The sequence below is a fragment of the Myceligenerans halotolerans genome, assembly GCF_054782975.1.
Window position 1 is genome coordinate 39,426 of record NZ_BAAGRL010000026.1, and the last position, 23,635, is coordinate 63,060.

Sequence of the window (23,635 nt, forward strand, 5' to 3'; positions counted from 1 at the left end):
GCGCGCGGCGGGCAGGCTCCGGAAGCACGAGCATTCTGATCCTGCGCTGAGCTCGATAGGGTGTCGCGGGTGAGTGAAACCGCACGCCCGATGTTGTTTCTCGACGTCGACGGAGCCGTTCTGCCGCTGGGCGGCGGGGCGGGCGTGGTAGCGGTCGATGATCCGGCAGGGTGGCGTTCGGGGTCCAACCCGCGGCTCGCGACGGTGAGGCGAGGGCTGGGAGCGCGTCTGCTCGGGCTGGGGTGTGAGTTGGTGTGGGCGACGGCGTGGGGCGAGGACGCCAATGAGGTGATCGCTCCGGTTCTCGCGTTGCCGCGGCTTGCGGTGGTGGACTTCGACGAGCCGGACCTCCCGGTTCCGGCGGCGTTGCACTGGAAGGCTCAGCCTCTTGTCCGGTATGCGGAGGGGCGGCCGCTCGTGTGGCTGGACGACGAGATCCGTGACTTTGACCGGCAGTGGATCGAGGCGGCGCATCCTGGTCGTGCTCTGCTGCGCCGGGTGCACCCGACCGCGGGTATCACCGAGGAAGACCTTGAGGTTGTCGCGGCCTGGATCGCGGAAGTGGCCGGCCCTCCGCTGCACGATGATGTTCCGGCGCCGCTGCGCGTGATCATGGACGCGGTCTACGACTACGACGAGGGCCGCGGTGTCGACTTCGAGCCCCTGCGACAGGTGGAGCCGGTGGCGGAGACCGGCTGGTGGTTCCGCCTGTGGACGGGGAATCCCGAGGTGACGGGGCAGGAGGTGCGGCCCTTCGGCATGGATGGGGCCGGCGGGTATGTCGCCTCCTGGATGATCCGCGACGGCGTGGACCTGGCTGGTCAGCCCGTGGTCTACCTGGGTCCTGAGGGTGACGTAGCCGTCCTGGCTGCGGATGCGTGGGACGCTCTGTGGTTCTTCGCGCATGGACTCGGACCTCACGACGTGCAGGGCGAGCACTATGGGGGTGAGCGGTTCGGTAGAACCCTTGATCCGGAGCGCGTCGTCGTGCCTCACCCCGACCTGATGGATGCTGCCATGAGGCTGGCGCCCGGCCGCCGTCGGCCCGTGGACCAGATCACCACCGAGGCCACCGACGGACTACCCGCCTTGCGCATGTGGATCGATGCGCTATGCCGCTGAGCGCGTCGGATGGGCTCCTGTGGCCGGATCCTCCCGCGTTGCTCACACCGAGCGTGACCTGCAGCGGGCCGTTGTTCGCCATGCTGTGCGACCCGAGTCGACGCTCTCAGCAGTCCCGGCCCGCGGATCGAGTGTCGCGCTCGAGAAGGAGCGTTGAGATGGGTGTGGATGCCAGCCTCTACCGGGTTCATCAGGATGGCACTGGTCCGAGACGACGGCGCCTGGAACGAGTCGCAGCGGTCACGGATGCCGGAAATGTCGTGGCGCGGCTACCCGAAACCCACCCGGGCAGATTCTTCTCCCGGATCAAGCCCTACGGCTCACTGGTCCTGCACTCCGACGAACTGGCCGACTTCGCCGACCCCCTGACACTCGTCCAGGCGACCGTCAGGCCACAGGAGAAGAAGGTTGTCGCGACGTTGCTGGAGCTTTCCCGGCAGTACGCGGGCGAGCCGGGGATCGAACTACCTCTCGACGGCGAATGATGGGAATCGCCCTGACGTGCGAACGCCCAGGTAGGTGAACGGATCGTGGAGGCCGTCGGGGTCAGGCGGTACGGAACCGGGCAAGTGTGCGCTCCAGGATTCATCAGCGGTTTGCGCGTACGGCGTCGGTGTAGAGGTCGCGGGTGATGGTGGTCTCGTCGATGCCGAGGTCGGCCAGGACGGTGCGCACGGCGGTGAGGGCGGCGTCCAGGTCGTCGGGCACAGCGAGGGTCTCGACCTCGATCCAGATGCCGTCGATCTCGGGGACGCGTACAAGTGACGCGAGCACCCGGCGCCCGTCGACGCGCAGGTCGTAGTTGCGGCAGCGTTTCTCGAACGTGATGGTCGGGATGTAGCCGAGTCCGCGGATGATCTCGTGGACGGCGGCGGGGTCCTCGGCGCGAGTCTCGTGCTCGGGCTTGGAGCCGGACGCCTCATCGACCACCGGGCCCTTGTAAGTCAGGAGGGTGCGGGTACCGTCAGGGCCGTGGATCGTACGCACCCGCAGTTCGCGGCCGGCTGCTTCGAGCGATCCGTCGGGGCGGTCGTAGTAGGTGTCGGCGTAGACCTCCACGCGCGGCACGGCGCGTTCATCCAGGCGCCGCATGACCGCCTCGGGCTCATGAACTCGCGCCTTGAGTTCTGCCTCGATCATTACTCGCTGTCCTTCCTGCTCACACGGTGCGCTGCGCATCGGTCAGCATCGCATCGAACATGCGCCGGAAGCCGCGGTGCAGGGGTCCGACGTCGGTGGCCATTACCTTATAGGCCGCGGATTCGTGGCCTTCCCACCCCGCGTCGAACGTGCCGATGAACATCGCCGCGTCGCAGCGGATGATGCGCCACGTGGGCAGTGTGGAGTAGCGGTACACCTGGATGTCGACGCCGTCAGCCAGTTCACGCAGCCTCGATTCCGCGAGCCGGATCCCGTCGGCGAACGATGCGGACGACTCTCCGATCTCGGCAGCGCGTTGGTCGACAGCGGCGCACTCGGGGTCCAGGAGCAGCACTCGCACACGCACGCCCCCGGCTTCGATCCGGGCCCGCAACAGCGAGTCGTTCAACCCGAGGAGTCCGAGACCGCGAACGGCCAGGACGTCGATTTCCGCCGACTCTCGCGCAATCTGCCGGATCTCGGTCGCGGCCGAGCGCTGATCCGGGTAGACGCGCACGATCTCGGGGAAAGCCGCCAGGTCGAACGCCGGGCCGCCCTCGCTGCCATCGCGGGACGAGGCCAGCCCGAGCAGATGGCGCGCGTCGGAAGGCATCCGGAGCCCGGTCGCGATCCGCTCGAAGACGTCGAGCTTGTTGATCTCTCGCCGGCCGTTGATCACCTCGTTCACCCGTGCCTGGGTCATCCCGACCGCGGCGGCGATCGTTGCCTGGCTGGCGCCGGTGTGCTGCTGGACGAGACGGAAGACGTCGCCGACTCGGCGGGCCCGGAGCGCCTGCCGCACTTCGGCACGTTCCCAGACCTGGCCGGGGATCTCGATGTCGCCATTCAGGCCGCCCATGGTCATCTCCTACAGATGAGGTATCTCATCGTGAGATTACCGTCTGGGTATTGGGGCGGCGCAAGTCACCATCGCATCGTTCTCGCATGAACTTCACGACCGCAAGCCACGTTCGAGTCGAGAACACGGCCCAACTCGTCGCCTGCGACGTCGACGGCACGCTCATGGAAACCGGCCGTCCGCCGTCGGACGCCGCCGTTACGGCCATGCGCGAGCTCATGAACACCGGCCACCATCCTGTGCTGGCGACGGGCCGCTCGCTGGTCGGGGCGATCCAGGCCGCGCAGTGGCTCGGGCTTCGGGATGCCTTCCTCGTCACGTCCAACGGCGCGATCACTGCCCGCATCGGTGGCGGCAAGGTCACGATCGTCGAGCGCAGCTCAGTTGACGTCGAGAAGGTGGTGCGGTATGTCGCACCGAAGCTACGGCTACGGCTCGCCGCCGAGATTCCCGGGCACGGCTACCGGGTGAGTGCCCGGTTCCAGTCGCACGAACTGTCGGGAGTGTTGCAGCCGTCGAACCTCGAAGGGCTGTGGGCCACGCCGACGCCGCGCCTCTCGTTGGCCGGAGCCGGTGCAGGATGGCTCGCGGACGACCTGCTCAAGATGGGCATGTCCGTGCACTCACCGCACGCGGAGTGGGTGGACGTGATGGCCGGCAAGGTGTCCAAGGCGGCCGCGCTTGAGCGGGTGCGCGTGGCTCTCGGCATCCCTTCGGCGCGCACGGTCGCCGTCGGCGACGGCGGGAACGATGTCGAGATGCTGCGCTGGGCCGCGCGCGGCGTCGCCATGGGGCATGCGAGCGCGTCGGTGCGCGCGGCCGCGAACGAGGTCACCGGATCGATCGCCGAGGATGGCGTGGTGCGCGTGCTGCGGTCGGTGATCGGGAGGTGAGCGTCTTCGAGGGCGAGGAGGACTTCGCGGCAGAGTCGGCGAGTTCGCACCGCGTATGGGCGGTGGGTGACCGCGTGCGGCGCGTGGGTGGCCCGGAGATACTGCTCGGCTCGGTCGGGACCGTCGTCCAGGTCGGCATCCCCGGGAGATGGCCCATCAGGGTGGCGGTCGACGCTCGGATCGGATTCGGGGAAGTCCTCTGCGCCGCCTGGGAGCTCGCGCCGGAGGACGAGACGCCGGCCGACGAGGCAACGCCATGACCTGGCTGATGATCGGCTATCTCCTCCTGCTCGTCGTACTACTGGCCGTGCTGCGTGCCTCACGGGTACGGCGGTAAGCCCGGCTGCCTGCCCCTCGCCAGAGACCCCGACACACCCGCAGGGTCACCGAGATCAGCGGATTCCCAGCACGAACGGCAGCACCCGCGCGGCGCCCGCCTGACGCAGCAGCCGGGCTGCGACCGTGAGGGTCCAGCCCGAGTCGGTGTAGTCGTCGACCAGGAGCACCGTCCGGCCCGGCAGCCCGCGCAGGGCAGCCTCACCGAGCTGCAACTCGAGGCGACGGACGACTCCGGCGAGCCGCATCGCCGAGTTCACGTCGTGCCGCCCGGACCCTTCCTGCCCCGCCACCGGGCCGACCGCGCCGATCATGGGCACCCCCAGGTATGCGGCCAGGCCGGTGGCCAGGTGATAGGAGAGTTGCGGACGCGCCATCGAGCGCACACCGACGACGCCCTCCACCAGGAGGCGGCCCTGCCCCGCATCGACCGCGCCGGGTGAGCCGTCGGCGGGCCCGGCCTCCTCGTCGTCGCCCTGCCCGGCGGTCTCCCGCAGCGCGGGCCACTCGTCCAGGACGCGGGCGGCCGCACGCCGGAGCGACACCGGCAGCTCACCGTCGGGCGTGCCGGGAGAGAACAGGTCCCGCAGCGGCCCGGACCAGCCGAGCCCGTCCAGCCGGGCGATCGCACGCCCCGGCTCGGACTGTTCCTCGGCGGGGATCTTCCCGCGGAGGTCCAGCCCGAGGGTCGACAGGCCACTCGGCCACATCCGGCGCGCCTCGATCGACGCGCCCGGCCGGTCCATCTCGGCGCGCGCCTCGGTGATGGCCTCCGGGTCCGGCGGATCGGGCAGGTCGACGCCGCCGCACCGGTCGCAGCGCCCGCAGATCCAGTCCCCGGCAAGGTCCGGGTCGTCGAGCTGGGCTCGCAGGTATGCCATGCGGCAGCCGGGCGAGGCGACGTAGTCCACCATCGCCTGCTGCTCGGCGGACCGGGTCGCGGCGACCCGCTCGTAGCGCTCGCGGTCGTAGGCCCACTCCCTCCCGGTCGACTCCCAGCCGCCCTTGACCCGGCGCACCGCGCCGTCGACGTCGAGCACCTTGAGCATGGTCTCCAGCCGGGACCGCTTGAGGTCGACGTGCGTCTCCAGCGCGGCCGTCGACAGCGGCGCCCCGTTGCGGCGCAGTGCGTCCAGGGTGGCGCGCACCTGTGGCTCCGCGGGGAACGCCTGGGCGCCGAACCAGTCCCAGATCGCCTTGTCCTCGTGACCGGGGAGCAGGACCACCACCGCCTGGTCGACGCCACGCCCGGCACGGCCGACCTGCTGGTAGTACGCGATGGGGGAGGAGGGGGCACCGAGGTGCACGACGAACGCGAGGTCCGGCTTGTCGAAGCCCATGCCCAGGGCGGACGTGGCGACGAGTGCCTTGACGCGGTTCTCCTTGAGGTCGGCCTCGAGCTGCTCGCGCTGCGCGGGCTCCGTGCGCCCGGTGTACGCGGCGACGCCCAGGCCGGCAGCACGGAGCTGGTCGGCGACCTGCTCCGCCGCCGACACGGTCAGGCAGTAGACGATGCCCGAGCCCTCGACGTCCTGCAATGTCTGCGCGAGCCATGCCACCCGGGTCGGCTGGTCGCCCAGTTCCAGGACCGCCAGGTGCAGCGACTCACGGTCCAGGGCCCCTCGCAGCACGAGCACGTCCTCCCGCGGACCGGCGTTCCCGGGTCCGTGCTCACCATCGGCCGTGCCGGAGCCCCCGGTCACACCGAGCTGCTCGGCGACATCATCCGTGACGCGCTGGTTCGCGGTGGCCGTGGTGGCGAGCACCGGGATGCCGGGCGGCAGGTCCGCCAGGAGCGTCCGGATGCGCCGGTAGTCCGGGCGGAAGTCGTGTCCCCAGTCGGAAATGCAGTGCGCCTCGTCGATGACGACGAGGCCGGCGTCGGCGGCCAGCCGGGGCAGCACGTCGTCGCGGAACGCCGGGTTGTTCAGCCGCTCGGGCGAGCACAACAGCACGTCCACCGTGCCGGCCGCGATGTCGGCGTGGACCTGGCCCCACTCGGTGACGTTGGAGGAGTTGATCGTCACCGCGCGGATCCCGGCGCGCTCGGCCGCGGCGACCTGGTCGCGCATGAGCGCCAGCAGCGGGGACACGATCACGGTGGGTCCCGCGCCACGGGCCCGCAGCAGCTTCGTCGCCACGAAGTACACGGCCGACTTGCCCCATCCGGTGCGCTGTACCACCAGGGCACGACGATGGAACGCGGCCAGCGCCTCGATCGCGCGCCACTGGTCCTCCCGCAGCGCGGCGTCCTCCCGCCCGACGAGAGCCCGCAGCGCCACCTCTGCCTCTCCCCGCAGCCCGGCACCCGGAGCGGCGGAGACCGGCTTCGGGCGCGGCTCCGTATCCCGGCGTGGCTCCTGCTCCGCGGCCGCCGGTGGCTCCCCGGCCGGTTCGCCGGACGGCGCGTCGTGCGCACCGGGCGCCCCGCCGTCGTCGGCCCTGGTCCTGGGGGTGGAACCGCTCGACCCGGCCGCCTCGTCGAGCAGCCCGCGCAGCATCTGCAGCCTGGCCGCCTGCGCTTCGGGGGTGTTCCTGGCCGAGGGCGGCAGCGCGGGTTCGCCGAGCTCGACGAGGACGGCATCCTCGTCCGGCGGCTCCTCCACGGCGAACGGAAGGTCTGCAAAGGGATCGTTGGTCACGCTGTCGATCGTAGGGGCGACCACTGACACGCGTGCGGTCCGGCGCCGAGGCTGTGGAAAAGTCCCTACGAGGCCGTCCGCTCGCGCCGGAGCGCCATGCCCGAGCCGACAACCGCCGTGATGTCCGCCATCGCGGCGACGATCTCCGCCGTTCCCGCGAACTCGAACGGCGTCAGCACGCCGAAGAACCCGACGGTCGCCGACAGCAGGTACGCCGTCAGGGTGAGCAGGCCGAACCCGATCCCGCCGAGCAACGGCAGCCAATGGCGCCAGACGAGGATCGCCACGGCCAGGGCCGCTCCGCCCACGGCGTTCAGCAGGAACATCGGGCCGACGATGTCGATGTCCTGGTACCCCTGGATCCACAGGACCAGATGGACCAGCGCGGAGACGAAAACGCCCGCCGCGCCGAACCACCGCCAGACGGTCGCGGGAGGAGGCCGATCCTGATCCATCGCTGGCGTGTCCTGCGGTGACGGGTCCATGATCGACATGTTGCCGAATCCGGCGCCGCTTCGCCAGGGCGCCTCTCCGATCGACGACGACGGACACGAAGGACGACGCCGGAGGCGCTCATGATGCACACCCGACCTGGCCCCTCGGAGGCCACCGCTCCCGCGGCACCACACGACGCCGCCCGCGAGGTGACGCGCCGCGAGATCCTGCGCGGGGCGGGCGCCGCCTCCGGGGCGCTGGCGGGTGGCGTCGCGCTCGCCGCCTGCTCGGGAGGCGGGGAGGGGTCGGCGGGCACGAGCCCGGACGGCCCGGCGGCGGGCGTCGTCGTCGTTCCGCTCGCGGACGTTCCGGTCGGCGGGGCGGTGTCCGCCACGATCGACGGGCAGGAGGTTCTCGTCACGCAGCCCGCCGAGGGTGAGGCCCACGTGTTCAGCGCGATCTGTACCCACCAGGGCTGCACCGTCGCGCCGGGTGACGGCGATCTCGCCTGCCCGTGCCACGGATCGCGCTACGCGCTCGCCGACGCGGCGGTCGTGGCGGGCCCCGCGCCCGAGCCGCTCCCGGAGATCGCGGTCGTGGTGGACGACGGCGGCGACGTGGTGACCTCGTAGCGCGGCAGGAGGGACGCCCGCTGGGCGGACTCCGCGCAGCCGTGTCGGTCCCCTTCCGTAGACTGGCCCGGTGATCGCATCCCGTACCGAGACCCGGCCCGGCGGCGCCGCCGCGCCCGGCGGACCTGCCCCGTTCCGGGGCCTGCCGATCCGGCCCGAGCTCGCGCACGAGCAGCCGTACGGCGCCCCGCAGCTCGACGTCCCGGTGCTGCTCAACGTGAACGAGAACCCGTACGCGCCGGCTCCCGAGGTGATCGCGACGATCGCCCAGGAGGTCGCCGCCGCCGCGGCGTCGCTCAACCGCTACCCGGACCGCGACTTCGCCGCCCTGCGCGAGGAACTCGCGGACTACCTCGCGCTCGAGTCCGGCGTCCCCATGGAGCCCTTCTCGGTCTGGGCGGCCAACGGCTCCAACGAGGTGATGCTGCACCTGCTGCAGGCGTTCGGCGGGCCCGGTCGTACGGCGCTGTCCTTCGCGCCCACCTACTCCATGTACCCGGAGTACGCCCGTGACACCCACACGCGCTGGGTGACCGCGCGTCGCGAGGACGACTTCAGCGTCGACCCGGCGACGGCGGCCGCCGCGATCACCGAGCACCGCCCGTCCGTGATCCTGCTGGCCAGCCCCAACAACCCGACGGGCACGGCACTGCCGCTGAGCACCGTCGAGGCGATCCTGGACGCCGCGTCCGCCGTCGACCCGGCCACGCCCGCCGTGGTGGTCGTGGACGAGGCCTACGCCGAGTTCCGCCGCGCCGGCACACCCAGCGCGGTCAGCCTCCTGGCGAGCCACCCCAACCTGGCGGTCACCCGCACCATGTCCAAGGCGTTCGCGCTCGCCGGTGCCCGCGTCGGCTACCTCGCCGCGCAGCCGCACCTCGTGGACGCGCTCCGCGTGGTCCGCCTGCCCTATCACCTGTCCGCCGTCACGCAGGCGGTCGCGCGCGCGGCGCTCCGGCACCGTGACGCACTGATGGCGCAGGTCGGCAGCCTGCGCGGCGAACGCGACGAGCTCGTCGCCTGGCTCCGCGAGCAGCGTGCCCCGGGCGGCGCCCCGCTCCGGGTCGCCGATTCCGACGCCAACTTCGTCCTGTTCGGCACCTTCGCCGACCGCCACGCCGTCTGGCAGGGCCTGCTCGACCGCGGGGTGCTCATCCGTGAGACCGGCCCGGACGGCTGGCTGCGCGTGTCCGTCGGCACGCCCGACGAGAACGCCGCGTTCCGTGACGCCCTCACCGACGTGGTCGACGCCCTCACGCACGTGACCGAGGAGACCGCATGACGCCCGCCCCGCGCACCGCCCGTATCGAGCGCGCCACCTCCGAGTCCAAGGTCACCGTCGAGCTCGACCTCGACGGCACCGGCCGCACCGACATCGCCACGGGCGTGCCCTTCTACGACCACATGCTGACCGCGCTCGGCAAGCACTCGCTGATGGACCTCACCGTCCACGCCGCCGGCGACACGCACATCGACGCCCACCACACCGTCGAGGACGTCGCGATCTGCCTGGGACAGGCGCTGCGCCAGGCGCTCGGCGACAAGCAGGGCATCACCCGCTACGGCGACGCCACGGTGCCCCTCGACGAGGCGCTCGTGCTCGCCATCGTCGACGTCTCCGGCCGCCCGTACCTCGTGCACGAGGGCGAGCCTGCCGGACAGGAGTACCACCTGATCGGCGGACACTTCACCGGCAGCCTCACCCGGCACGTGCTGGAGTCGGTCGCGCACCACGCCCACGTCACGCTGCACGTGCGCGTGCTCGCGGGCCGCGACCCCCACCACATCGTCGAAGCTCAGTTCAAGGCCCTGGCGCGTGCCCTGCGCGCCGCCGTCGCCCGCGATCCGCGCGTCGAGGGCATCCCGTCCACGAAGGGTGCGCTGTAACGTCCATGACCGACACACCCCGTCCCGCAGGCAGCCCCGGCGAGAACGAGCCGGAGCTCCCCGACATCCCCGACGACCTGAGCTCGCTGGGCGATCTCGGCATCGAGGTCCCGGACGACCTGTCAGAACTCACCCAGCCGTCGTCCGACCCGGACATGGCCGTGCTGATCACCCAGATCGCGGGCGCCGAGCCGCTCGCCGCGGCGGCGTCGCTGGCCGGGCTGGACCTGGACGCGGTACCCACCGAGGTCGGCGCGCTCGCCGTGCTGCGCGACCCGTCCGGCGGCGGTCCCGACGCGGCCGCGGCCGCGCTGTCGCAGGTCGTGCGCGGCGTTCCGCTGGTGCAGGTCACCCGCAAGGGCGAGCAGCTGACGTGCGTGCGCTGGTCCGACGGGGAGCGCGGGGACGAGATCTCCCCGGCACTGCTGCTCGGCGGGGCTCCGCAGACCGTCGAGGACGTGCTGACGGGCTTCGCGAAGCCGGCGGACATCGAAGGCGTCGTGGCCTCCGGCTCGATCGGCAAGATGAAGGCCATGCGCATGCTGAGTTCGGCCGCGCGCAAGGCCCGCAAGGCGAGCCGCGGCAAGCCCGGCCGGAGGGACGACGCCTGATGGGTTCGCGCGTCGTCGTCCTCGACTACGGCTTCGGCAACGTCCGCTCCGCCACGCGCGCCCTGGAACGGGTCGGTGCGGAGGTGACGCTCACCGCCGACCGGGCCGCCGCCCAGGACGCGGACGGCCTCGTGGTGCCCGGCGTCGGAGCGTTCGGCGCCTGCATGGCGGGGCTCCGGAAGGTCCGGGGCCACGAGGTGATCGCGCGCCGCGTCGCGGGCGGCCGCCCGGTGCTCGGCATCTGCGTCGGCATGCAGATCCTGTTCGACGCCGGCGTGGAGCACGGCGAGCGCGCCGAGGGCATGGGGGAGTGGACCGGGACCGTCGAGCGTCTCGACGCCCCGGTGGTGCCGCACATGGGCTGGGCCCCGGTCGAGGCCCCCGAGGGGTCCCGGCTGTTCGACGGCATCGGCCACGAGCGTTTCTACTTCGTCCACTCGTACGCGGCGCAGACCTTCACGCTGGGACACGACGCGTCCGCCGACCCGCGCTTCCACCCGCCCCTGGTGACCTGGGCGCACGCGGGCACGCCCGAGCACGGCACGCGGTTCGTCGCCGCCGTGGAGGACGGGCCGCTCGCCGCGACACAGTTCCACCCCGAGAAGTCCGGCGACGCCGGCGCCCGGCTCCTGGAGAACTGGGTCCGCGGGCTCGGCTGAGCGCGCGTCAACGATCAGACCGGCATCATCGACAGACAGAGGGAATCCATGACCGACCGACTGGTGCTGCTGCCCGCCGTCGACGTCGCGGACGGCCAGGCCGTCCGCCTCGTGCAGGGCGAGGCCGGCTCCGAGACCTCCTACGGCGACCCGCTCTCGGCGGCGCTGGACTGGCAGAGCGGGGGCGCGGAGTGGATCCACCTCGTGGACCTCGACGCGGCCTTCGGCCGTGGCTCGAACGCGGAACTCCTTGCCGACGTCGTCGGCCGCCTGGACGTACAGGTGGAGCTGTCGGGCGGGATCCGCGACGACGACTCGCTCGCCCGGGCGCTCGCGACGGGGGCCCGCCGGGTCAACCTCGGCACGGCCGCGCTGGAGGACCCCGCCTGGACGGCGAAGGTCATCGCGGAGCACGGCGACCGGGTCGCCGTCGGGCTGGACGTGCGTGGCACGACGCTCGCCGCGCGCGGCTGGACGCGCGAGGGCGGCGACCTGTACGAGGTGCTCGAGCGGCTCGACGAGGCGGGGTGCGCACGCTACGTCGTGACGGACGTGACGAAGGACGGCACGCTCCGCGGCCCGAACCTGGACCTCCTGGCCGACGTCGCCGAGCGGACGCCCGCGCACGTCGTGGCCTCGGGCGGGATCTCGTCCCTGGACGACCTGCGGGAGCTGCGTGCCCTTCGGACGCCCGGGGGGAGGCCCGTCGAGGGGGCCGTCGTCGGCAAGGCGCTGTACGCGGGGGCGTTCACGCTGCCCGAGGCGCTGGACGTGGCGGGCCGGCCGTGACCGGGAACCGCTCGATCCAGCCGACCAGCCAGTTCGCCGGCGACGACGGCTCGGCCGACCCGGAGCTCACCCGCCTGCTGGCACTGCACTCCACGGGGGCCGTCCCGCTGGCGGACGTCGTGGCCCGTCTCGGCGTCACCCGCGTGCTCGTGCCGGTGCTGGCCGAGCTCGCGGTCGGGGAGGACGTGGCGGGCCCGGAGGGGCAGACGCTGCACATCGACAAGGAGGCGTCGTCGGGCGTGGTGGCGCTCCGGGCACCGGACGGCCGCCGGGCGCTGCCGGTGTTCACGTCGGTGGCGGCGATTGCCGCCTGGCGCGCGGACGCCCGGCCGGTTCCGGTCGAGACCACCCGCGCCGCGCTCTCGGCGGTGAACGAGGACTGGTCGCTGCTCGTCGTCGACCCCGGCGGGCCGGTGACCGTGCAGGTGCCGCGACCGGCCGTCTGGGCGCTGGCGCAGGGGGAGCAGTGGCGCCCCGCGCTCGAGGCGACCGAGGACGGGCTGCGGGTCGAGCGCGAGGTCGCGCAGGCCGTGACCGTGGCGGCGGCGCCCGTGCAGCACGTGGTCCGCGCGCACGCGGAGCCCGGCCGCAAGGCCGAGGTGGCCGTGGTGCTGGCGCTCGATCCCGGCCTCGACCGGGCGGGGCTGGACACCGTGCTGGGGCAGGTCAACGCCCGGCTCGGCGCGTCCGACGTGATCTCGGGGCGGGTCGACTCGCTGGAACTGCGTATCGGCGCGGCGCGCTAGGGTCGCGCGCGACGCCGCCTGCTCACGACGCCGCGCAGGTCGCGACGTCCTCGAACGCCGCGGCGTCGGCGAGCATGTCCCGCACGGTGGAGATCGGGACGAGCAGGCTGTCGTCGTCGGCGGTCTTCGCGTAGACCACGCCGATCACCCGGCCCTGGCTGTCCAGCGCCGCCGAGCCGGACGAGCCCGGCTCCACCTTCGCGTCCGTGACCAGTACCTCGCCGAGGTTGGCGTTCAGGGGGTCCCGCGTCGAGCCGATCACGAGCCCCGAGGAGATGGTCAGCTCCCCGCCGGAGGGGTAGCCCACGATCGTCACGTCGTCACCCTGCCGCGGATCGGCCTCCGCGAGCACCGGGTAGGAGGGCAGCGAGTCACGGGTGCGCACGATCGCGAGGTCCGCCAGAGTGGCGGTCGCGGCGGTGCCGACGTCGATGTCACTGCCGTCGTACGTGCTGACCTCGAGGTTGTCGCTGTCGGCGACCACGTGCTTGTTGGTGATGAGGGTGTGCGCGTCGATGGCGAAGCCCGACCCGGTGGACAACTCGTCGCACCCGACGTTGCGTACGCGCACGGCCATCCGCTGCACGGCGTCGAACCCGTCCGGCGAGATCGTTTCACTGCCTTCGGCCGGCTCCAGATCGGCCACCCGCGACGGAATGATCTCGCTCGGCACGGGCTCGGGCAGCGGTGGCAGCACCCCGCACCCCGCGGTCGTGGCGGCGATCAGGGTGGCCAGGGCGACGACGCGGCCGCCGCGCCTCACGACCGGAGCTCCTGCTGCAGCGCGTCGTTGGCGTCGTTGGCCTTGTCGCAGAGGTCGCCGACCTGGTTCTTGAAGCGGGTCAGGTCGGTGGGATCGTAGGCGTCGGCGTCCTCCAGGTAGCCGATGAGCTGCTCCTGCGCGTTCACGCACTGACCGAGGGCGACGGCGACCTTCGCCGCGGCCTCGCTGACGCGTGCCTGGTAGTCGAGGTGCTGCTGCGACGCCACGTTCTCGTCGCCGAGCTGCGCCTTCTCGTTGGCGAGCTCGCTGATCCTGCCGGTCGCGGCGGCCAGCTGGTCGCGGGCGGCGGTGAGCTCCGCGTTCGCGCCGTCGAGCTGCTGGTCCAGCGCCGCGGCCTCCGAGGCGTAGCGGTGCGCCTCGCTCTCCCACTCCTCGGCGGTGCGCTGCCACTGCGTCGTGGTCACCCAGAGGTACCCGGCCAGCATGAGCGCCAGGACCAGCAACACCGCGAGCCACGGGGCGGCGCCGGCCCGTGGCCTCCGGCCGGAGGGCGGCGGAGGCGGCGCACCGTACCCGGCAGGTGGTGGCGGGACGGGAGGAGTCGTGGTCATGGTCCTACCTCGGTCGTGGACACGTCGGCCGACGTCGCGGAGTCAGACGACGGAGCCGGTGTACTTCTCGCCGGGGCCGTCGCCCGGCTCGTCGGGGATGACGGAGGCTTCGCGGAACGCGAGCTGGAGCGAGCGCAGGCCGTCGCGCAGCGAGCGGGCGTGCTGGTTGCCGATGTCCGGCGCCGACGCGGTCACGAGCGCGGCCAGCGCCGTGATGAGCTTGCGCGCCTCGTCGAGGTCCAGGTGCTCGCTCGCGTCGTCGCCCTCGGCGAGGCCGCACTTGACGGCGGCGGCGCTCATCAGGTGGACCGCCGCGGTCGTGATGACCTCGACGGCCGCCACGTCGGCGATGTCACGGGCGGCGTCGCCGGCGTCCTTCTCGCTGGTGGTGCTCATGAACCCATCTTTTCATCCGCAGCGCGGTACGCTCACCACTGAAGCGCTTCAGCAGAGCCTTCCTCTCCACGGAATGCACTCCCGGCGGAACGCGCCGCCGAATCGTGATCCGTGAGCCGCGTGTCACAGCGCCGCCGCTGGGACGGCCGACGTCGTGCGTGCTAATCTGGTCGGCGACCAACCCGGTGATTCGTACTCCGGGTGCATCAAGTGGATTTCATCCCACCCGAGTCGCGACCGCGCGCCACGCGCCGACAGTGTCCGGGTCCTGGTCGGGCAGTCGCGTTCGTACAGCGCGCGGCTCGCCCCACCGATGATGGCCTCCGCTGATGCTCAGGGCGGGGGCCCTTCTCGTTCCTGGTGGTCCACCTGCAACCTCCTAGGAGCATCACCATCAGCGAGCCTCGCATCAACGACCGGATCCGTGTTCCCGAGGTCCGGCTCATCGGCCCGGGCGGGGAACAGGTCGGCGTGGTTGCCACGGCAGTCGCCCTGAAGCTTGCCCAGGACGCTGACCTCGACCTCGTCGAGGTCGCCCCGAACAGCCGGCCGCCTGTCGCCAAGCTCATGGACTTCGGTAAGTTCAAGTACGAGTCCGACATGAAGGCGCGTGAGGCGCGGCGGAACCAGACGAACACGATCCTCAAGGAGATCCGTTTCCGTCTGAAGATCGACCCGCACGACTACGCCACCAAGAAGGGCCACGTGGAGCGGTTCCTCTCGGCGGGCGACAAGGTCAAGGTCATGATCATGTTCCGCGGCCGTGAGCAGTCCCGCCCGGAGATGGGCCGGCGCCTGCTCGAGCGGCTGGCCGACGACGTCGCGGACCTCGGCTTCGTCGAGTCCATGCCGAAGCAGGACGGCCGCAACATGACCATGGTCATCGGCCCGGTCAAGAAGAAGGCCGAGGCGGCGAAGGCCGAACGTCCGGCCAAGCAGCGCGGTCACGAGAAGCTGAGCAAGTCCCAGGCGCGCCGTGCGGCGGAGGCCGCGGCGGCAGCGGAGAACGAGCCCGAGGACGAGGGCGTGGCGGAGACCGCGGCACCCCCGGCGCCTCCGGCACCTCCCGTGTCCGCGCCCGAGGCGCCGGCTCCTCCGGCGCCGGACACCAAGAAGTCCGCGCCCAGGCCGCGCACGGAGCCTGAGTCGAAGTCGGCACCGAGGACCGCGGCGGCGAAGCCGGCGACCGCGAGGCCTGCGACCGCGCCGAGGCCGGAGACCGCGCCGAAGCCGGCCACGGCCAGGCCCGCGACCGCGCCGAGGCCTGCGGCCGCCAAGCCTGCATCCGCGCCGAGGCCGGCGGCTGCGCCGAAGCCCGCGTCCGTGCCGAAGCCGGCCGCGAAGCCCTCGGCTCCCAAGCCTGCCGCACCGAAGCCACGCGAGCCGCGCAAGGGCTGAGCGACAACCACAGACCACCCTGACACCGGGACCGCCTCATCGGGCCCGGTACGCAGTGCCGGGCCCGCGGGCCCGGCTGACATGAGGAGAGACGGCAGTCATGCCGAAGAACAAGACGCACTCCGGTGCCAAGAAGCGGTTCCGGATCACCGGCAGCGGCAAGGTCATGCGCGAGCAGGCCAACCGCCGGCACTACGCCGAGCACAAGCCGACCACGCGTACCCGTCGCCTGGCGATGGACCAGCCGGTCTCCCAGGCCGATGTCAAGAAGATCAAAAAGCTGCTCGGTAAGTGACCCGCCTCGCGCCGTGATGTCGACGGCGCTCCGGACCATTTCCAGCCCGAAGTACACAAGGAGCTACACGTGGCACGCGTGAAGCGGGCGGTCAACGCCCAGAAGAAGCGTCGTACGACCCTCGAGCGGGCCAGCGGTTACCGCGGCCAGCGCTCGCGCCTCTACCGTAAGGCGAAGGAGCAGGTCACCCACTCGCTGGTCTACAACTACCGCGACCGGAAGGCGCGCAAGGGTGACTTCCGCAAGCTGTGGATCCAGCGCATCAACGCTGCGTCCCGCGCTCAGGGTCTCACCTACAACCGCCTCATCCAGGGCCTGAAGGCCGCCGGTGTCGAGGTCGACCGCCGCATGCTCGCCGAGCTCGCGGTCAACGACGTGGCCGCGTTCAACGCGCTCGTCCAGGTCGCGAAGGACGCACTCCCGGCGGACGTCAACGCCCCGGCCGCGGCCTGAGGTTGACGAAGGACCACCCGGACGCCCGGACGGGGCCCAGCACCCTCGACGTGACGCTCGCGAATCCGCGGGCGGACCGCGTCAGGCAGGTGCGGGCCCTGTCCGGGCGTTCGGCGCGCTCGCGGCACGGGCTGTTCCTCGTGGAGGGGCCGCAGGGCGTGCGCGAGGCGGTTCGCTGGGCGGCGGACGGGACCGTGCGTGACGTCTACCTGACACCTGCTGCCGTGGAGCGGTATCCCGAGATCGTCGATGCGGCGCGGGACAACGCCGCCGGGCAGGCCGCACGCACCGGGACCGCCGCCGGGACGCTCCGGATCCACGTCGCGACGCCCGAGGTGCTGGAGGCGATGAGCCAGGACGCACAGGGCGTGCTGGCGGTGCTGCGCATCGGGAGTGCCGAGCCCGGCGCCGAGCTGTCGGGAGCGCGGCTGGTCGCGGTCCTGGCCAACGTCCGCGACCCGGGCAACGCCGGGACGGTGATCCGGGCCGCCGACGCCGCCGGGGCCGGCGCGGTCGTCCTCGCGGGCGAGAGCGTCGACATGCACAACCCCAAGGTCGTGCGTGCGACGGCGGGCTCGCTCTTCCACCTGCCCGTCGTGACCGGGCGCGCGCTGGCCGACGTCGTCGCGCGTCTCCACGAGGCCGGATTCCAGGTGCTCGCCGCCGACGGCGACGGGGAGCACGACCTCGACGACCTGCAGGACACCGCCGGGCAGGGCCGGGCGCCCGACCTGGCCGCGCCGACCGCCTGGGTGTTCGGCAACGAGGCGTGGGGCCTGCCGGCACAGGACCGCGCGCTGGCGGACGCCGTCGTGCGCGTGCCGATCCGCGGCAGGGCGGAGTCCCTCAACCTGGCGACGGCCGCGGCGGTCTGCCTCTACGCGAGCAGCCGCGCGCAGCGCTGACACGACGCGTTCGCGGCGGTGGCCGTCCCTCCCTCCTCCCGCCACCGCGAACCCCTGGCACCGGATGCCGCCCGCCACTAGCGTGGCGGCATGAGATATGTGCCGGACCTCACTCGCCTCGTCGACGCCGCCGCCGAGCAGTTCGGCGTCCGGCAGGTCTACGGCGAGGCGTACGAGCGTGACGGGAAGCTCGTGATCCCCGTCGCGCGCGTCTGGAACAGCGCGGGCGCCGGCGGCGGGGGCGGTGCCGAGGACTCCGACGGCGGGCCCGAGGGCGGCGGCGGGGGCGTCGGGTTCGGCCGCCACGCCATGCCCGCGGGCGTCTTCGAGCTGGACGACGACGGAGCTCGCTGGATCCCCGCCGTGGACGTGGGCCGGATCGTCCTGGGCGGCCAGATCGCCGCGGTCGCGATCGCCGCCGCGGTCTGCTGGGCCGTGTCACGGCGCAGGTCTCGCGAGCGGTGAAACCGTTACCGCTTCCGGTCCGCGCCCGCCTAGGATCGATGGGTGCGCTTGTTCACGGCGGTCTTCCCGCCCGAGAGTGTCCTTGACCATCTCGATCTCGCCATCCATGGCGTGACCAGCACCGGCGCGTCTCTACGGTGGGTGCCGCGCGAGAACCGGCACATCACGCTGTCGTTCTACGCGGACGTGCCGGAGGGCGCCGTGGACGACGTCGCGGAGGAACTCGCCGTCGTGGCCGGCAAGCACGGACCCCTCGACCTCCGCCTGCGCGGCGCCGGATCGTTCGGCAGCCGGGTGCTGTGGATCGGGGTCGACGGCGACGTGGGCCCGCTGCGGGTCCTCGCGGCCGACTGCCTCACCGCGTCCCCGCGCGAGGTGCCCGACGAGGTCAAGCCGCATCGCCCGCACCTGACGATCGCGCGGGCGCGGGCCGGGCAGGTGCGGCCGCCGCGAGGCCGCGACCGCTGGGGCAAACGACGGGGTGCGTACGACGCCGGCCGTGGCGGCGGGCGGGGGAGCGCCGGCCGGGCGGGCGCCGGTCGGGTCACCGTGCCTCGTGACGTCGTGCGGGATCCTTTTGCCGATGCCCGGTCGGAACTGGAGCCCGCCGCGCACGCCCTGTCGGTGTACGGAGGACCGTCGTGGCCGGTCGAGTCGTTCGCGCTCGTGGAGTCGCGGCCCGGTGAGGGCGCGCAGGGCGGGCCCCGGTACACGATCCTGGAGACGTTCGAGCTGCGGGGCTGACATCGTCGCGGCATCGCGGGCGCCCACCGTCAGTAATAGTGTGCCAAGCGCGGAGCGCCGGACCGCGGCGTGACGAGGGCGGGCGGATTGTGCCAGGATGAGCGGCATGCAGGCGCGTGATCACCGATTTACCAGGCCCGTCACGGGCCCGGTGGTGCGCGCGTGCTGATCGTCGCGCGATTTCTCCCTGTGGATGGAGCGACCGGGGCCCTGGCGGGCATCTAGACTGCACATGCCGCGTGCGGCGCCGCCCGATCCGGGTCGGTGCCCCCGGCTCCCGACCCCGCCAGGAAGGCAAGCATGTCCACGCCCGACGTTCAGGCCGCTGTCGATCCGCTCGACGAGGCGGCGCTCGACGCCGCCGTCGAGGAGGCCCTCGCCGAGATCGCGAAGGCCGCCGATCTCGACGAGCTCAAGACCGTCCGTACCACCCACACCGGAGACCGCAGCACCCTCGCGCTCGCGAACCGCGCGATCGGTGCGTTGCCCGGACCCGACAAGGCGCGGGCCGGCAAGCTGATCGGCCCGCGCCGCGGCCGCGTCAACAAGGCCATCGCCGCACGCCAGGCCGAACTCCAGGCCGAGCGGGACGAGCGCGTGCTCGTGGAGGAGGCCGTCGACGTCACCCTCCCGACCGCCCGCACCGCGACCGGTGCCCGCCATCCGATCGAGCTGATCCAGGAGCGCATCGCCGACTTCTTCACCGGCCTGGGCTGGGAGATCGCCGACGGCCCCGAGCTCGAGTCCGAGTGGTTCAACTTCGACGCGCTGAACTTCGGTCCGGACCACCCCGCGCGCCAGATGCAGGACACGTTCTACGTCGGCGGGACCGAGACGGCCGGTGCCGCGTCCGGTCGGGGCGGTGCGGCGGACGCCGGGACGTCGTCGAACCTCGTGCTGCGTACCCACACCTCGCCGGTGCAGGCCCACAGCCTGCTCGAGCGCGGCGTGCCGCTGTACGTCGCCTGTCCCGGCAAGGTCTTCCGCACCGACGCGCTCGACCAGACGCACACGCCCGTGTTCCACCAGGTCGAGGGGATCGCGGTGGACAGGGGCCTGACGATGGCCCATCTCGTGGGCACGCTCGACGCCTTCGCGCGGGCGATGTTCGGCCCCGAGGCCAGGACGCGGCTGCGCCCGAGCTTCTTCCCGTTCACCGAGCCCAGCGCCGAGATGGACCTGTGGTTCCCGCAGAAGAAGGGCGGCGCGGGCTGGATCGAGTGGGGCGGCTGCGGCATGGTCAACCCCAACGTGCTCCGGTCGACGGGCATCGATCCGGAGGAGTACTCCGGGTTCGCCTTCGGCATGGGCATCGAGCGGACGCTCATGCTGCGCCACGGCATCGCTGACATGCACGACATCGTGGAGGGCGACGTCCGCTTCTCCACCCAGTTCGGGACGGAGATCTGACGTGCCCCGCATCGTGAAGGACTGGCTCGCCGACCACGTGGAGCTGCCGGCCGGCCTGACGGCCGAGCGGCTCGCCGAGGCCCTGGTGAAGGTAGGCCTGGAGGAAGAGGAGATCCATCCCGCGGCCGTGACCGGGCCGCTGGTGGTGGGCCGCGTGCTGGAGCAGCACCCGGAGCCGCAGAAGAACGGCAAGACGATCAACTGGTGCCAGGTCGACGTCGGCCCGCACAACGAGGACGGGAAGCCCGTCGCCGACGGTGGTACGCCGCGCGGCATCGTCTGCGGCGCGCACAACTTCGGCGTGGGCGACCTCGTGGTCGTCTCGCTGCCCGGCACCACGCTGCCCGGCGGCTTCGAGATCGCCGCGCGCAAGACGTACGGCCACGTGTCCGACGGCATGATCTGCTCCCCGGCCGAACTCGGCCTGGACGGGGACGCCGGCGGGATCATCGTGCTGCCGCGCGACATGGGCTTCGCCGAGGCGGACCTGACCCCGGGCCAGGACGCGATCGCGCTGCTCGGCCTCGGCGAGGAGGTCCTGGAGATCAACGTGACGCCGGACCGCGGGTATGCGTTCAGCTATCGCGGTGTGGCGCGCGAGTACGCGCACTCCACGGGCGCGACGTTCACCGACCGCGGCGCGCTGACCGGCAAGGAGCCGGCCGCGACGCCCGACGGGTTCGAGGTGCGCCTCGAGGACGCGTCCCCGATCGGCGGGCGGGTCGGCTGCGACAGGTTCGTCACGCGCATCGTGCGCGGCATCGATCCGGCCGCGCCGTCGCCGGAGTGGATGCGCAGCCGCCTGGAGAACTCCGGGATGCGCTCGATCTCACTCGCCGTGGACGTCACCAACTACGTGATGCTCGACCTCGGCCAGCCGCTGCACGCCTACGATCTCACCCAGGTCGCGGCGCCCCTCGTGGTGCGCCGGGCGACGGCGGGAGAGAAGCTCACCACGCTGGACGACGTCGAGCGCACGCTGCACACCGAGGACCTGCTCATCACCGACTCGCCGGGCGGCGCCGCGGGATCCCGCGTCCTGAGCCTGGCGGGCGTGATGGGCGGTGCGTCGTCGGAGATCTCCGGGACCACCACGGACGTGCTGGTCGAGGCCGCGCACTTCGAACCGATCACGGTGGCGCGGATGGCACGGCGGCACAAGCTCCCGACGGAGGGCGCCAAGCGCTGGGAGCGCGGCGTCGACCCGCTGCTCCCGGCGGTGGCGGCTCAGCGCGTCGTCGACCTGCTGGTCGAGCATGGCGGCGGCACGGCGGACCCGGCGGTGGGCGACGTCTCCGCCACCGGCGGAGCCGCCGCGCGGACCCCGATCACGCTGAAGGCCACCGAGCCGACACGGCTGTCGGGCGTGGAGTACACGCCCGAGCAGGTGCGGTCGACGCTCGAGGAGGTCGGGTGCGAGGTGGTGCCGACCGCCGCATCGGGGGCCGAGCCCGTCCGGACCTACGCCGTCACGCCGCCGTCCTGGCGCCCTGACCTGACGAACCCGGCCGACCTGGTCGAGGAGGTCGTGCGCATCCGGGGATACGACCAGATCCCGTCGGTGCTGCCGCAGGCGCCGGGCGGGCGCGGCCTGACCGCCGAGCAGCGCACCCGCCGCTCCGTCGCGCGGGCACTGGCCGAGTCCGGGTTCGTGGAGGTGCTCAGCTACCCCTTCGTCGGCAGCGCCGACTACGACGCCCTCGGCCTGCCTGACGACGACGCCCGCCGTACCTCGGTCCGGCTCGCGAACCCGCTGGCCGAGGACCGCCCGTACATGCGCACGAACCTGCTGGTCACGCTGCTGGAGACGGCGCGTCGCAACGTGTCGCGCGGTCTGCCGGACCTCGCGGTGTTCGAGACCGGCCTCGTGACACGCCCGGCGACGGATGCACCGGCGGCTCTCACCCTTCCGGGCGGCGCGCGTCCGTCCGACGCCGACCTGGAAGCACTCGCCGCAGCGACGCCGGACCAGCCGCGCCGGGTCGCCGGCGTGCTCACGGGCAACCGCGAGGCCGCGGGCTGGTGGGGCAAGGGCCGCGCCGCCGACTGGGCCGACGCGCTCGACGCGGCGCGCCTCGTCGCCGCACGCGCGGGCGTCGAGGTCACCGCCACGGCCGATGCCGGGCACATGCCGTGGCACCCCGGCCGCTGCGCGAAGCTGGAGGCCATCGACGCCGCGGGCCGGACCCACCTCGTCGGCCACGCCGGCGAACTGCACCCCAAGGTGGTCGAGGCGTTCGGGCTGCCCGCCCGGGCCGCGGCCTTCGAGGTCAGTCTGTCGACGCTCGTCGCCGTGGCGCCGGGCGAGCCGGTGACCGCTGCACCGGTCTCCGCGTTCCCGGCGGCCAAGGAGGACTTCGCGTTCGTGGTCGACGCCGGACTGCCGGCCGCCGCGCTGCGGGACGCGATCATGTCCGGCGGCGGCGAGCTGCTGGAGGACGTGAGCCTGTTCGACATCTTCACCGGCGAGCAGATCGGCGAGGGCCGCAAGTCCCTCGCCTACGCGGTACGGCTGCGCGCGGCCGACCGCACGCTGTCCGCCGACGAGGTGCGCGGCGCCCGCGAGGCGATCGTCGCCGCCGCCGAGGAGGTCGGAGCGGTGCTGCGTGCCTGACACCGTCCCTCCCGCCCGGACCGCGCTCGTCACCGGCGCGTCACGGGGAATCGGGCGCGAGATCGCCCTCGGCCTAGCGCGCGCGGGGCTCGACGTGGCCCTGCTCGCGCGGGACGAGCAGCGCCTGGCCGAGGTCACGGAGCAGATCCGGGGCCTCGGCCGGGCGGCCGTCGTCCTCGCCGCCGACGTCACGTCGGAGGTCGAGGTACGCGCCGCCGTCGCGCGGGCGGAGGCTCCGGCGGCCGACGGCGGCCTCGGGTCCATCGACCTGCTGGTGAACAACGCCGGCCGGCTCGAGTCCGAGGCGCCGCTCTGGGAGGCCGACCCCGACGACTGGTGGGCCACCTTCGAGGCCAACGTACGCGGCGTCTTCCTGCTGAACCGTCACGTGGTGCCCGGCATGCTCGCGCGCGGCGGCGGCCGGATCGTCGATCTCGCCTCCGGGGCGAGCACGCACGAGAGCCCGCTCAGGCACTCCGCCTACAACGCCAGCAAGACCGCCCTCGTCCGGATGGGCGCCGCCCTGCACGCCGAGGGGCACGAACGCGGGCTGCGTGTCTTCGAACTCGCCCCCGGCACGGTGAAGACCGAGATGTCGACCGCTCTGGCCATTCATGCCAATCGCACCGAGTGGACGCCGCCCGCGCGCGTGACCGACCTGGTGAACGCCATCGCGGCCGGACAGCTGGACGCCTGCTCGGGCTGGCTCGTCCGCGCCACGCACGACACGCCGGAATCGCTCCGGTCGCTCGCCGCAGCGGCCGAGGACGGACCCGCGCCCGCGACGGCCCGTCGGCGGCTCCGCGTCCTGCCTGCCGGGCCGGGGGATCCCCTGGAGGAACTCTTCACGGGACGCTGACCGGCCGCCC

27 protein-coding genes are annotated in these 23,635 nt (G+C 72.6%); 20 read left to right on the plus strand and 7 right to left on the minus strand.

The window, feature by feature from the left end; genetic code table 11:
• The first annotated feature begins 69 nt into the window (after nt 1–69).
• Together ACYVK5_RS17580 and ACYVK5_RS17585 are read left to right on the plus strand one after the other, a co-directional pair.
• Nucleotides 70–1,122, plus strand: a complete 1,053-nt coding sequence (locus ACYVK5_RS17580; RefSeq protein WP_460707252.1) for an HAD domain-containing protein — start codon at nt 70–72, stop codon at nt 1,120–1,122.
• Nucleotides 1,123–1,382: 260 nt separating this feature from the next.
• Nucleotides 1,383–1,607: a hypothetical protein gene (locus tag ACYVK5_RS17585; RefSeq protein WP_460707253.1), complete on the plus strand. Its 225-nt coding sequence runs from the start codon at nt 1,383–1,385 to the stop codon at nt 1,605–1,607.
• A gap of 103 nt (nt 1,608–1,710) precedes the next feature.
• On the opposite strand, the gene cyaB is transcribed toward ACYVK5_RS17585, so the two are convergent.
• Nucleotides 1,711–2,262 (minus strand): class IV adenylate cyclase, encoded by a 552-nt coding sequence (gene cyaB / locus ACYVK5_RS17590; RefSeq protein ID WP_460707254.1) that lies wholly within the window; start codon nt 2,260–2,262, stop codon nt 1,711–1,713.
• A 19-nt stretch (nt 2,263–2,281) separates the two neighbouring features.
• Nucleotides 2,282–3,121, minus strand: a complete 840-nt coding sequence (locus ACYVK5_RS17595; protein WP_460707255.1) for a helix-turn-helix domain-containing protein — start codon at nt 3,119–3,121, stop codon at nt 2,282–2,284.
• Between the two features lie 86 nt (nt 3,122–3,207).
• On the opposite strand from ACYVK5_RS17595, the gene ACYVK5_RS17600 reads away from it, so the two are divergent.
• Together ACYVK5_RS17600 and ACYVK5_RS17605 are read left to right on the plus strand one after the other, a co-directional pair.
• On the plus strand, nt 3,208–4,014 hold the full coding sequence (locus ACYVK5_RS17600) for an HAD family hydrolase (RefSeq protein ID WP_460707256.1): 807 nt from the start codon (nt 3,208–3,210) through the stop codon (nt 4,012–4,014).
• Nucleotides 4,011–4,274 (plus strand): hypothetical protein, encoded by a 264-nt coding sequence (locus ACYVK5_RS17605; protein WP_460707257.1) that lies wholly within the window; start codon nt 4,011–4,013, stop codon nt 4,272–4,274. Before ACYVK5_RS17600 ends, ACYVK5_RS17605 begins: the two co-directional genes overlap by 4 nt.
• Before the next feature lie 132 nt (nt 4,275–4,406).
• Here ACYVK5_RS17605 and ACYVK5_RS17610 read toward each other — a convergent pair whose 3' ends face one another.
• Nucleotides 4,407–6,992, minus strand: a complete 2,586-nt coding sequence (locus tag ACYVK5_RS17610; RefSeq protein WP_460707258.1) for a RecQ family ATP-dependent DNA helicase — start codon at nt 6,990–6,992, stop codon at nt 4,407–4,409.
• A gap of 65 nt (nt 6,993–7,057) precedes the next feature.
• On the minus strand, nt 7,058–7,447 hold the full coding sequence (locus ACYVK5_RS17615) for a hypothetical protein (RefSeq protein ID WP_460707259.1): 390 nt from the start codon (nt 7,445–7,447) through the stop codon (nt 7,058–7,060).
• A 123-nt stretch (nt 7,448–7,570) separates the two neighbouring features.
• Here ACYVK5_RS17615 and ACYVK5_RS17620 point away from each other — a divergent pair, with 123 nt between their 5' ends.
• The 7 genes from ACYVK5_RS17620 (at nt 7,571) to ACYVK5_RS17650 (ending at nt 12,751) form a co-directional block, all read left to right on the plus strand.
• Entirely contained in the window at nt 7,571–8,059 is a 489-nt protein-coding gene (locus ACYVK5_RS17620) for a QcrA and Rieske domain-containing protein (protein ID WP_460707260.1), read from the plus strand.
• Between the two features lie 142 nt (nt 8,060–8,201).
• Nucleotides 8,202–9,341 (plus strand): histidinol-phosphate transaminase, encoded by a 1,140-nt coding sequence (locus tag ACYVK5_RS17625; RefSeq protein ID WP_460707317.1) that lies wholly within the window; start codon nt 8,202–8,204, stop codon nt 9,339–9,341.
• Nucleotides 9,338–9,946 (plus strand): imidazoleglycerol-phosphate dehydratase HisB, encoded by a 609-nt coding sequence (hisB, locus tag ACYVK5_RS17630; RefSeq protein WP_460707261.1) that lies wholly within the window; start codon nt 9,338–9,340, stop codon nt 9,944–9,946. The genes ACYVK5_RS17625 and hisB overlap by 4 nt, the downstream gene beginning before the upstream one ends.
• 5 nt (nt 9,947–9,951) lie before the next feature.
• Complete coding sequence (locus ACYVK5_RS17635) at nt 9,952–10,557, plus strand: hypothetical protein (protein WP_460707262.1); 606 nt, start codon at nt 9,952–9,954, stop codon at nt 10,555–10,557.
• Entirely contained in the window at nt 10,557–11,216 is a 660-nt protein-coding gene (gene hisH, locus ACYVK5_RS17640) for an imidazole glycerol phosphate synthase subunit HisH (RefSeq protein ID WP_460707263.1), read from the plus strand. The genes ACYVK5_RS17635 and hisH overlap by 1 nt, the downstream gene beginning before the upstream one ends.
• Nucleotides 11,217–11,264: 48 nt before the next feature.
• A complete protein-coding gene (gene priA / locus ACYVK5_RS17645) occupies nt 11,265–12,005 on the plus strand; it encodes a bifunctional 1-(5-phosphoribosyl)-5-((5-phosphoribosylamino)methylideneamino)imidazole-4-carboxamide isomerase/phosphoribosylanthranilate isomerase PriA (protein WP_460707264.1) in 741 nt (246 codons plus the stop codon).
• A complete protein-coding gene (locus tag ACYVK5_RS17650) occupies nt 12,002–12,751 on the plus strand; it encodes an SseB family protein (protein ID WP_460707265.1) in 750 nt (249 codons plus the stop codon). The genes priA and ACYVK5_RS17650 overlap by 4 nt, the downstream gene beginning before the upstream one ends.
• Before the next feature lie 22 nt (nt 12,752–12,773).
• On the opposite strand, the gene ACYVK5_RS17655 is transcribed toward ACYVK5_RS17650, so the two are convergent.
• The 3 genes from ACYVK5_RS17655 to ACYVK5_RS17665 are packed head-to-tail and all read right to left on the minus strand — an operon-like array spanning nt 12,774 to nt 14,482.
• Nucleotides 12,774–13,514 carry a S1 family peptidase gene (locus ACYVK5_RS17655; RefSeq protein WP_460707266.1) on the minus strand — a complete coding sequence of 247 codons (741 nt, stop codon included), beginning with the start codon at nt 13,512–13,514 and terminating at the stop codon, nt 12,774–12,776.
• Entirely contained in the window at nt 13,511–14,086 is a 576-nt protein-coding gene (locus tag ACYVK5_RS17660; protein WP_460707267.1) for a hypothetical protein, read from the minus strand. Before ACYVK5_RS17660 ends, ACYVK5_RS17655 begins: the two co-directional genes overlap by 4 nt.
• A 42-nt stretch (nt 14,087–14,128) precedes the next feature.
• Nucleotides 14,129–14,482, minus strand: coding sequence for a DUF1844 domain-containing protein (locus ACYVK5_RS17665; protein ID WP_460707268.1), 354 nt, complete (start codon nt 14,480–14,482; stop codon nt 14,129–14,131).
• A gap of 360 nt (nt 14,483–14,842) precedes the next feature.
• Between ACYVK5_RS17665 and infC the strand changes: the two genes are divergently transcribed.
• The 9 genes from infC to ACYVK5_RS17710 all read left to right on the plus strand — a co-directional run bounded on the left by infC (nt 14,843) and on the right by ACYVK5_RS17710 (nt 23,625).
• Nucleotides 14,843–15,880 carry a translation initiation factor IF-3 gene (gene infC, locus ACYVK5_RS17670; protein WP_460707269.1) on the plus strand — a complete coding sequence of 346 codons (1,038 nt, stop codon included), beginning with the start codon at nt 14,843–14,845 and terminating at the stop codon, nt 15,878–15,880.
• A 100-nt stretch (nt 15,881–15,980) separates the two neighbouring features.
• Entirely contained in the window at nt 15,981–16,175 is a 195-nt protein-coding gene (gene rpmI, locus ACYVK5_RS17675) for a 50S ribosomal protein L35 (protein ID WP_460707270.1), read from the plus strand.
• Between the two features lie 69 nt (nt 16,176–16,244).
• A complete protein-coding gene (gene rplT, locus ACYVK5_RS17680; RefSeq protein WP_460707271.1) occupies nt 16,245–16,628 on the plus strand; it encodes a 50S ribosomal protein L20 in 384 nt (127 codons plus the stop codon).
• A gap of 50 nt (nt 16,629–16,678) precedes the next feature.
• Nucleotides 16,679–17,533 carry a TrmH family RNA methyltransferase gene (locus tag ACYVK5_RS17685; protein WP_460707272.1) on the plus strand — a complete coding sequence of 285 codons (855 nt, stop codon included), beginning with the start codon at nt 16,679–16,681 and terminating at the stop codon, nt 17,531–17,533.
• Nucleotides 17,534–17,623: 90 nt separating this feature from the next.
• Entirely contained in the window at nt 17,624–17,998 is a 375-nt protein-coding gene (locus tag ACYVK5_RS17690; RefSeq protein ID WP_460707273.1) for a hypothetical protein, read from the plus strand.
• A gap of 42 nt (nt 17,999–18,040) precedes the next feature.
• Nucleotides 18,041–18,742, plus strand: a complete 702-nt coding sequence (thpR, locus tag ACYVK5_RS17695; protein ID WP_460707274.1) for an RNA 2',3'-cyclic phosphodiesterase — start codon at nt 18,041–18,043, stop codon at nt 18,740–18,742.
• A 300-nt stretch (nt 18,743–19,042) separates the two neighbouring features.
• A complete protein-coding gene (gene pheS / locus ACYVK5_RS17700; protein ID WP_460707275.1) occupies nt 19,043–20,152 on the plus strand; it encodes a phenylalanine--tRNA ligase subunit alpha in 1,110 nt (369 codons plus the stop codon).
• A gap of 1 nt (nt 20,153) precedes the next feature.
• On the plus strand, nt 20,154–22,766 hold the full coding sequence (gene pheT / locus ACYVK5_RS17705; protein WP_460707276.1) for a phenylalanine--tRNA ligase subunit beta: 2,613 nt from the start codon (nt 20,154–20,156) through the stop codon (nt 22,764–22,766).
• Entirely contained in the window at nt 22,759–23,625 is an 867-nt protein-coding gene (locus ACYVK5_RS17710; RefSeq protein ID WP_460707277.1) for an SDR family NAD(P)-dependent oxidoreductase, read from the plus strand. Before pheT ends, ACYVK5_RS17710 begins: the two co-directional genes overlap by 8 nt.
• The last annotated feature ends 10 nt before the right edge of the window (nt 23,626–23,635 follow it).

Excerpts from the sequence above, each read along its gene's own strand:
- cyaB (WP_460707254.1), bottom strand. The coding sequence starts at position 2,262 with ATGATCGAGGCAGAACTCAAGGCGCGAGTTCATGAGCCCGAGGCGGTC.
- ACYVK5_RS17595 (WP_460707255.1), bottom strand. The coding sequence starts at position 3,121 with ATGGGCGGCCTGAATGGCGACATCGAGATCCCCGGCCAGGTCTGGGAA.
- ACYVK5_RS17600 (WP_460707256.1), top strand. The coding sequence starts at position 3,208 with ATGAACTTCACGACCGCAAGCCACGTTCGAGTCGAGAACACGGCCCAA.
- ACYVK5_RS17615 (WP_460707259.1), bottom strand. The coding sequence starts at position 7,447 with ATGGATCAGGATCGGCCTCCTCCCGCGACCGTCTGGCGGTGGTTCGGC.
- ACYVK5_RS17620 (WP_460707260.1), top strand. The coding sequence starts at position 7,571 with ATGCACACCCGACCTGGCCCCTCGGAGGCCACCGCTCCCGCGGCACCA.
- hisB (WP_460707261.1), top strand. The coding sequence starts at position 9,338 with ATGACGCCCGCCCCGCGCACCGCCCGTATCGAGCGCGCCACCTCCGAG.
- ACYVK5_RS17635 (WP_460707262.1), top strand. The coding sequence starts at position 9,952 with ATGACCGACACACCCCGTCCCGCAGGCAGCCCCGGCGAGAACGAGCCG.
- hisH (WP_460707263.1), top strand. The coding sequence starts at position 10,557 with ATGGGTTCGCGCGTCGTCGTCCTCGACTACGGCTTCGGCAACGTCCGC.
- priA (WP_460707264.1), top strand. The coding sequence starts at position 11,265 with ATGACCGACCGACTGGTGCTGCTGCCCGCCGTCGACGTCGCGGACGGC.
- ACYVK5_RS17660 (WP_460707267.1), bottom strand. The coding sequence starts at position 14,086 with ATGACCACGACTCCTCCCGTCCCGCCACCACCTGCCGGGTACGGTGCG.
- ACYVK5_RS17665 (WP_460707268.1), bottom strand. The coding sequence starts at position 14,482 with ATGAGCACCACCAGCGAGAAGGACGCCGGCGACGCCGCCCGTGACATC.
- rpmI (WP_460707270.1), top strand. The coding sequence starts at position 15,981 with ATGCCGAAGAACAAGACGCACTCCGGTGCCAAGAAGCGGTTCCGGATC.
- ACYVK5_RS17690 (WP_460707273.1), top strand. The coding sequence starts at position 17,624 with ATGAGATATGTGCCGGACCTCACTCGCCTCGTCGACGCCGCCGCCGAG.
- pheS (WP_460707275.1), top strand. The coding sequence starts at position 19,043 with ATGTCCACGCCCGACGTTCAGGCCGCTGTCGATCCGCTCGACGAGGCG.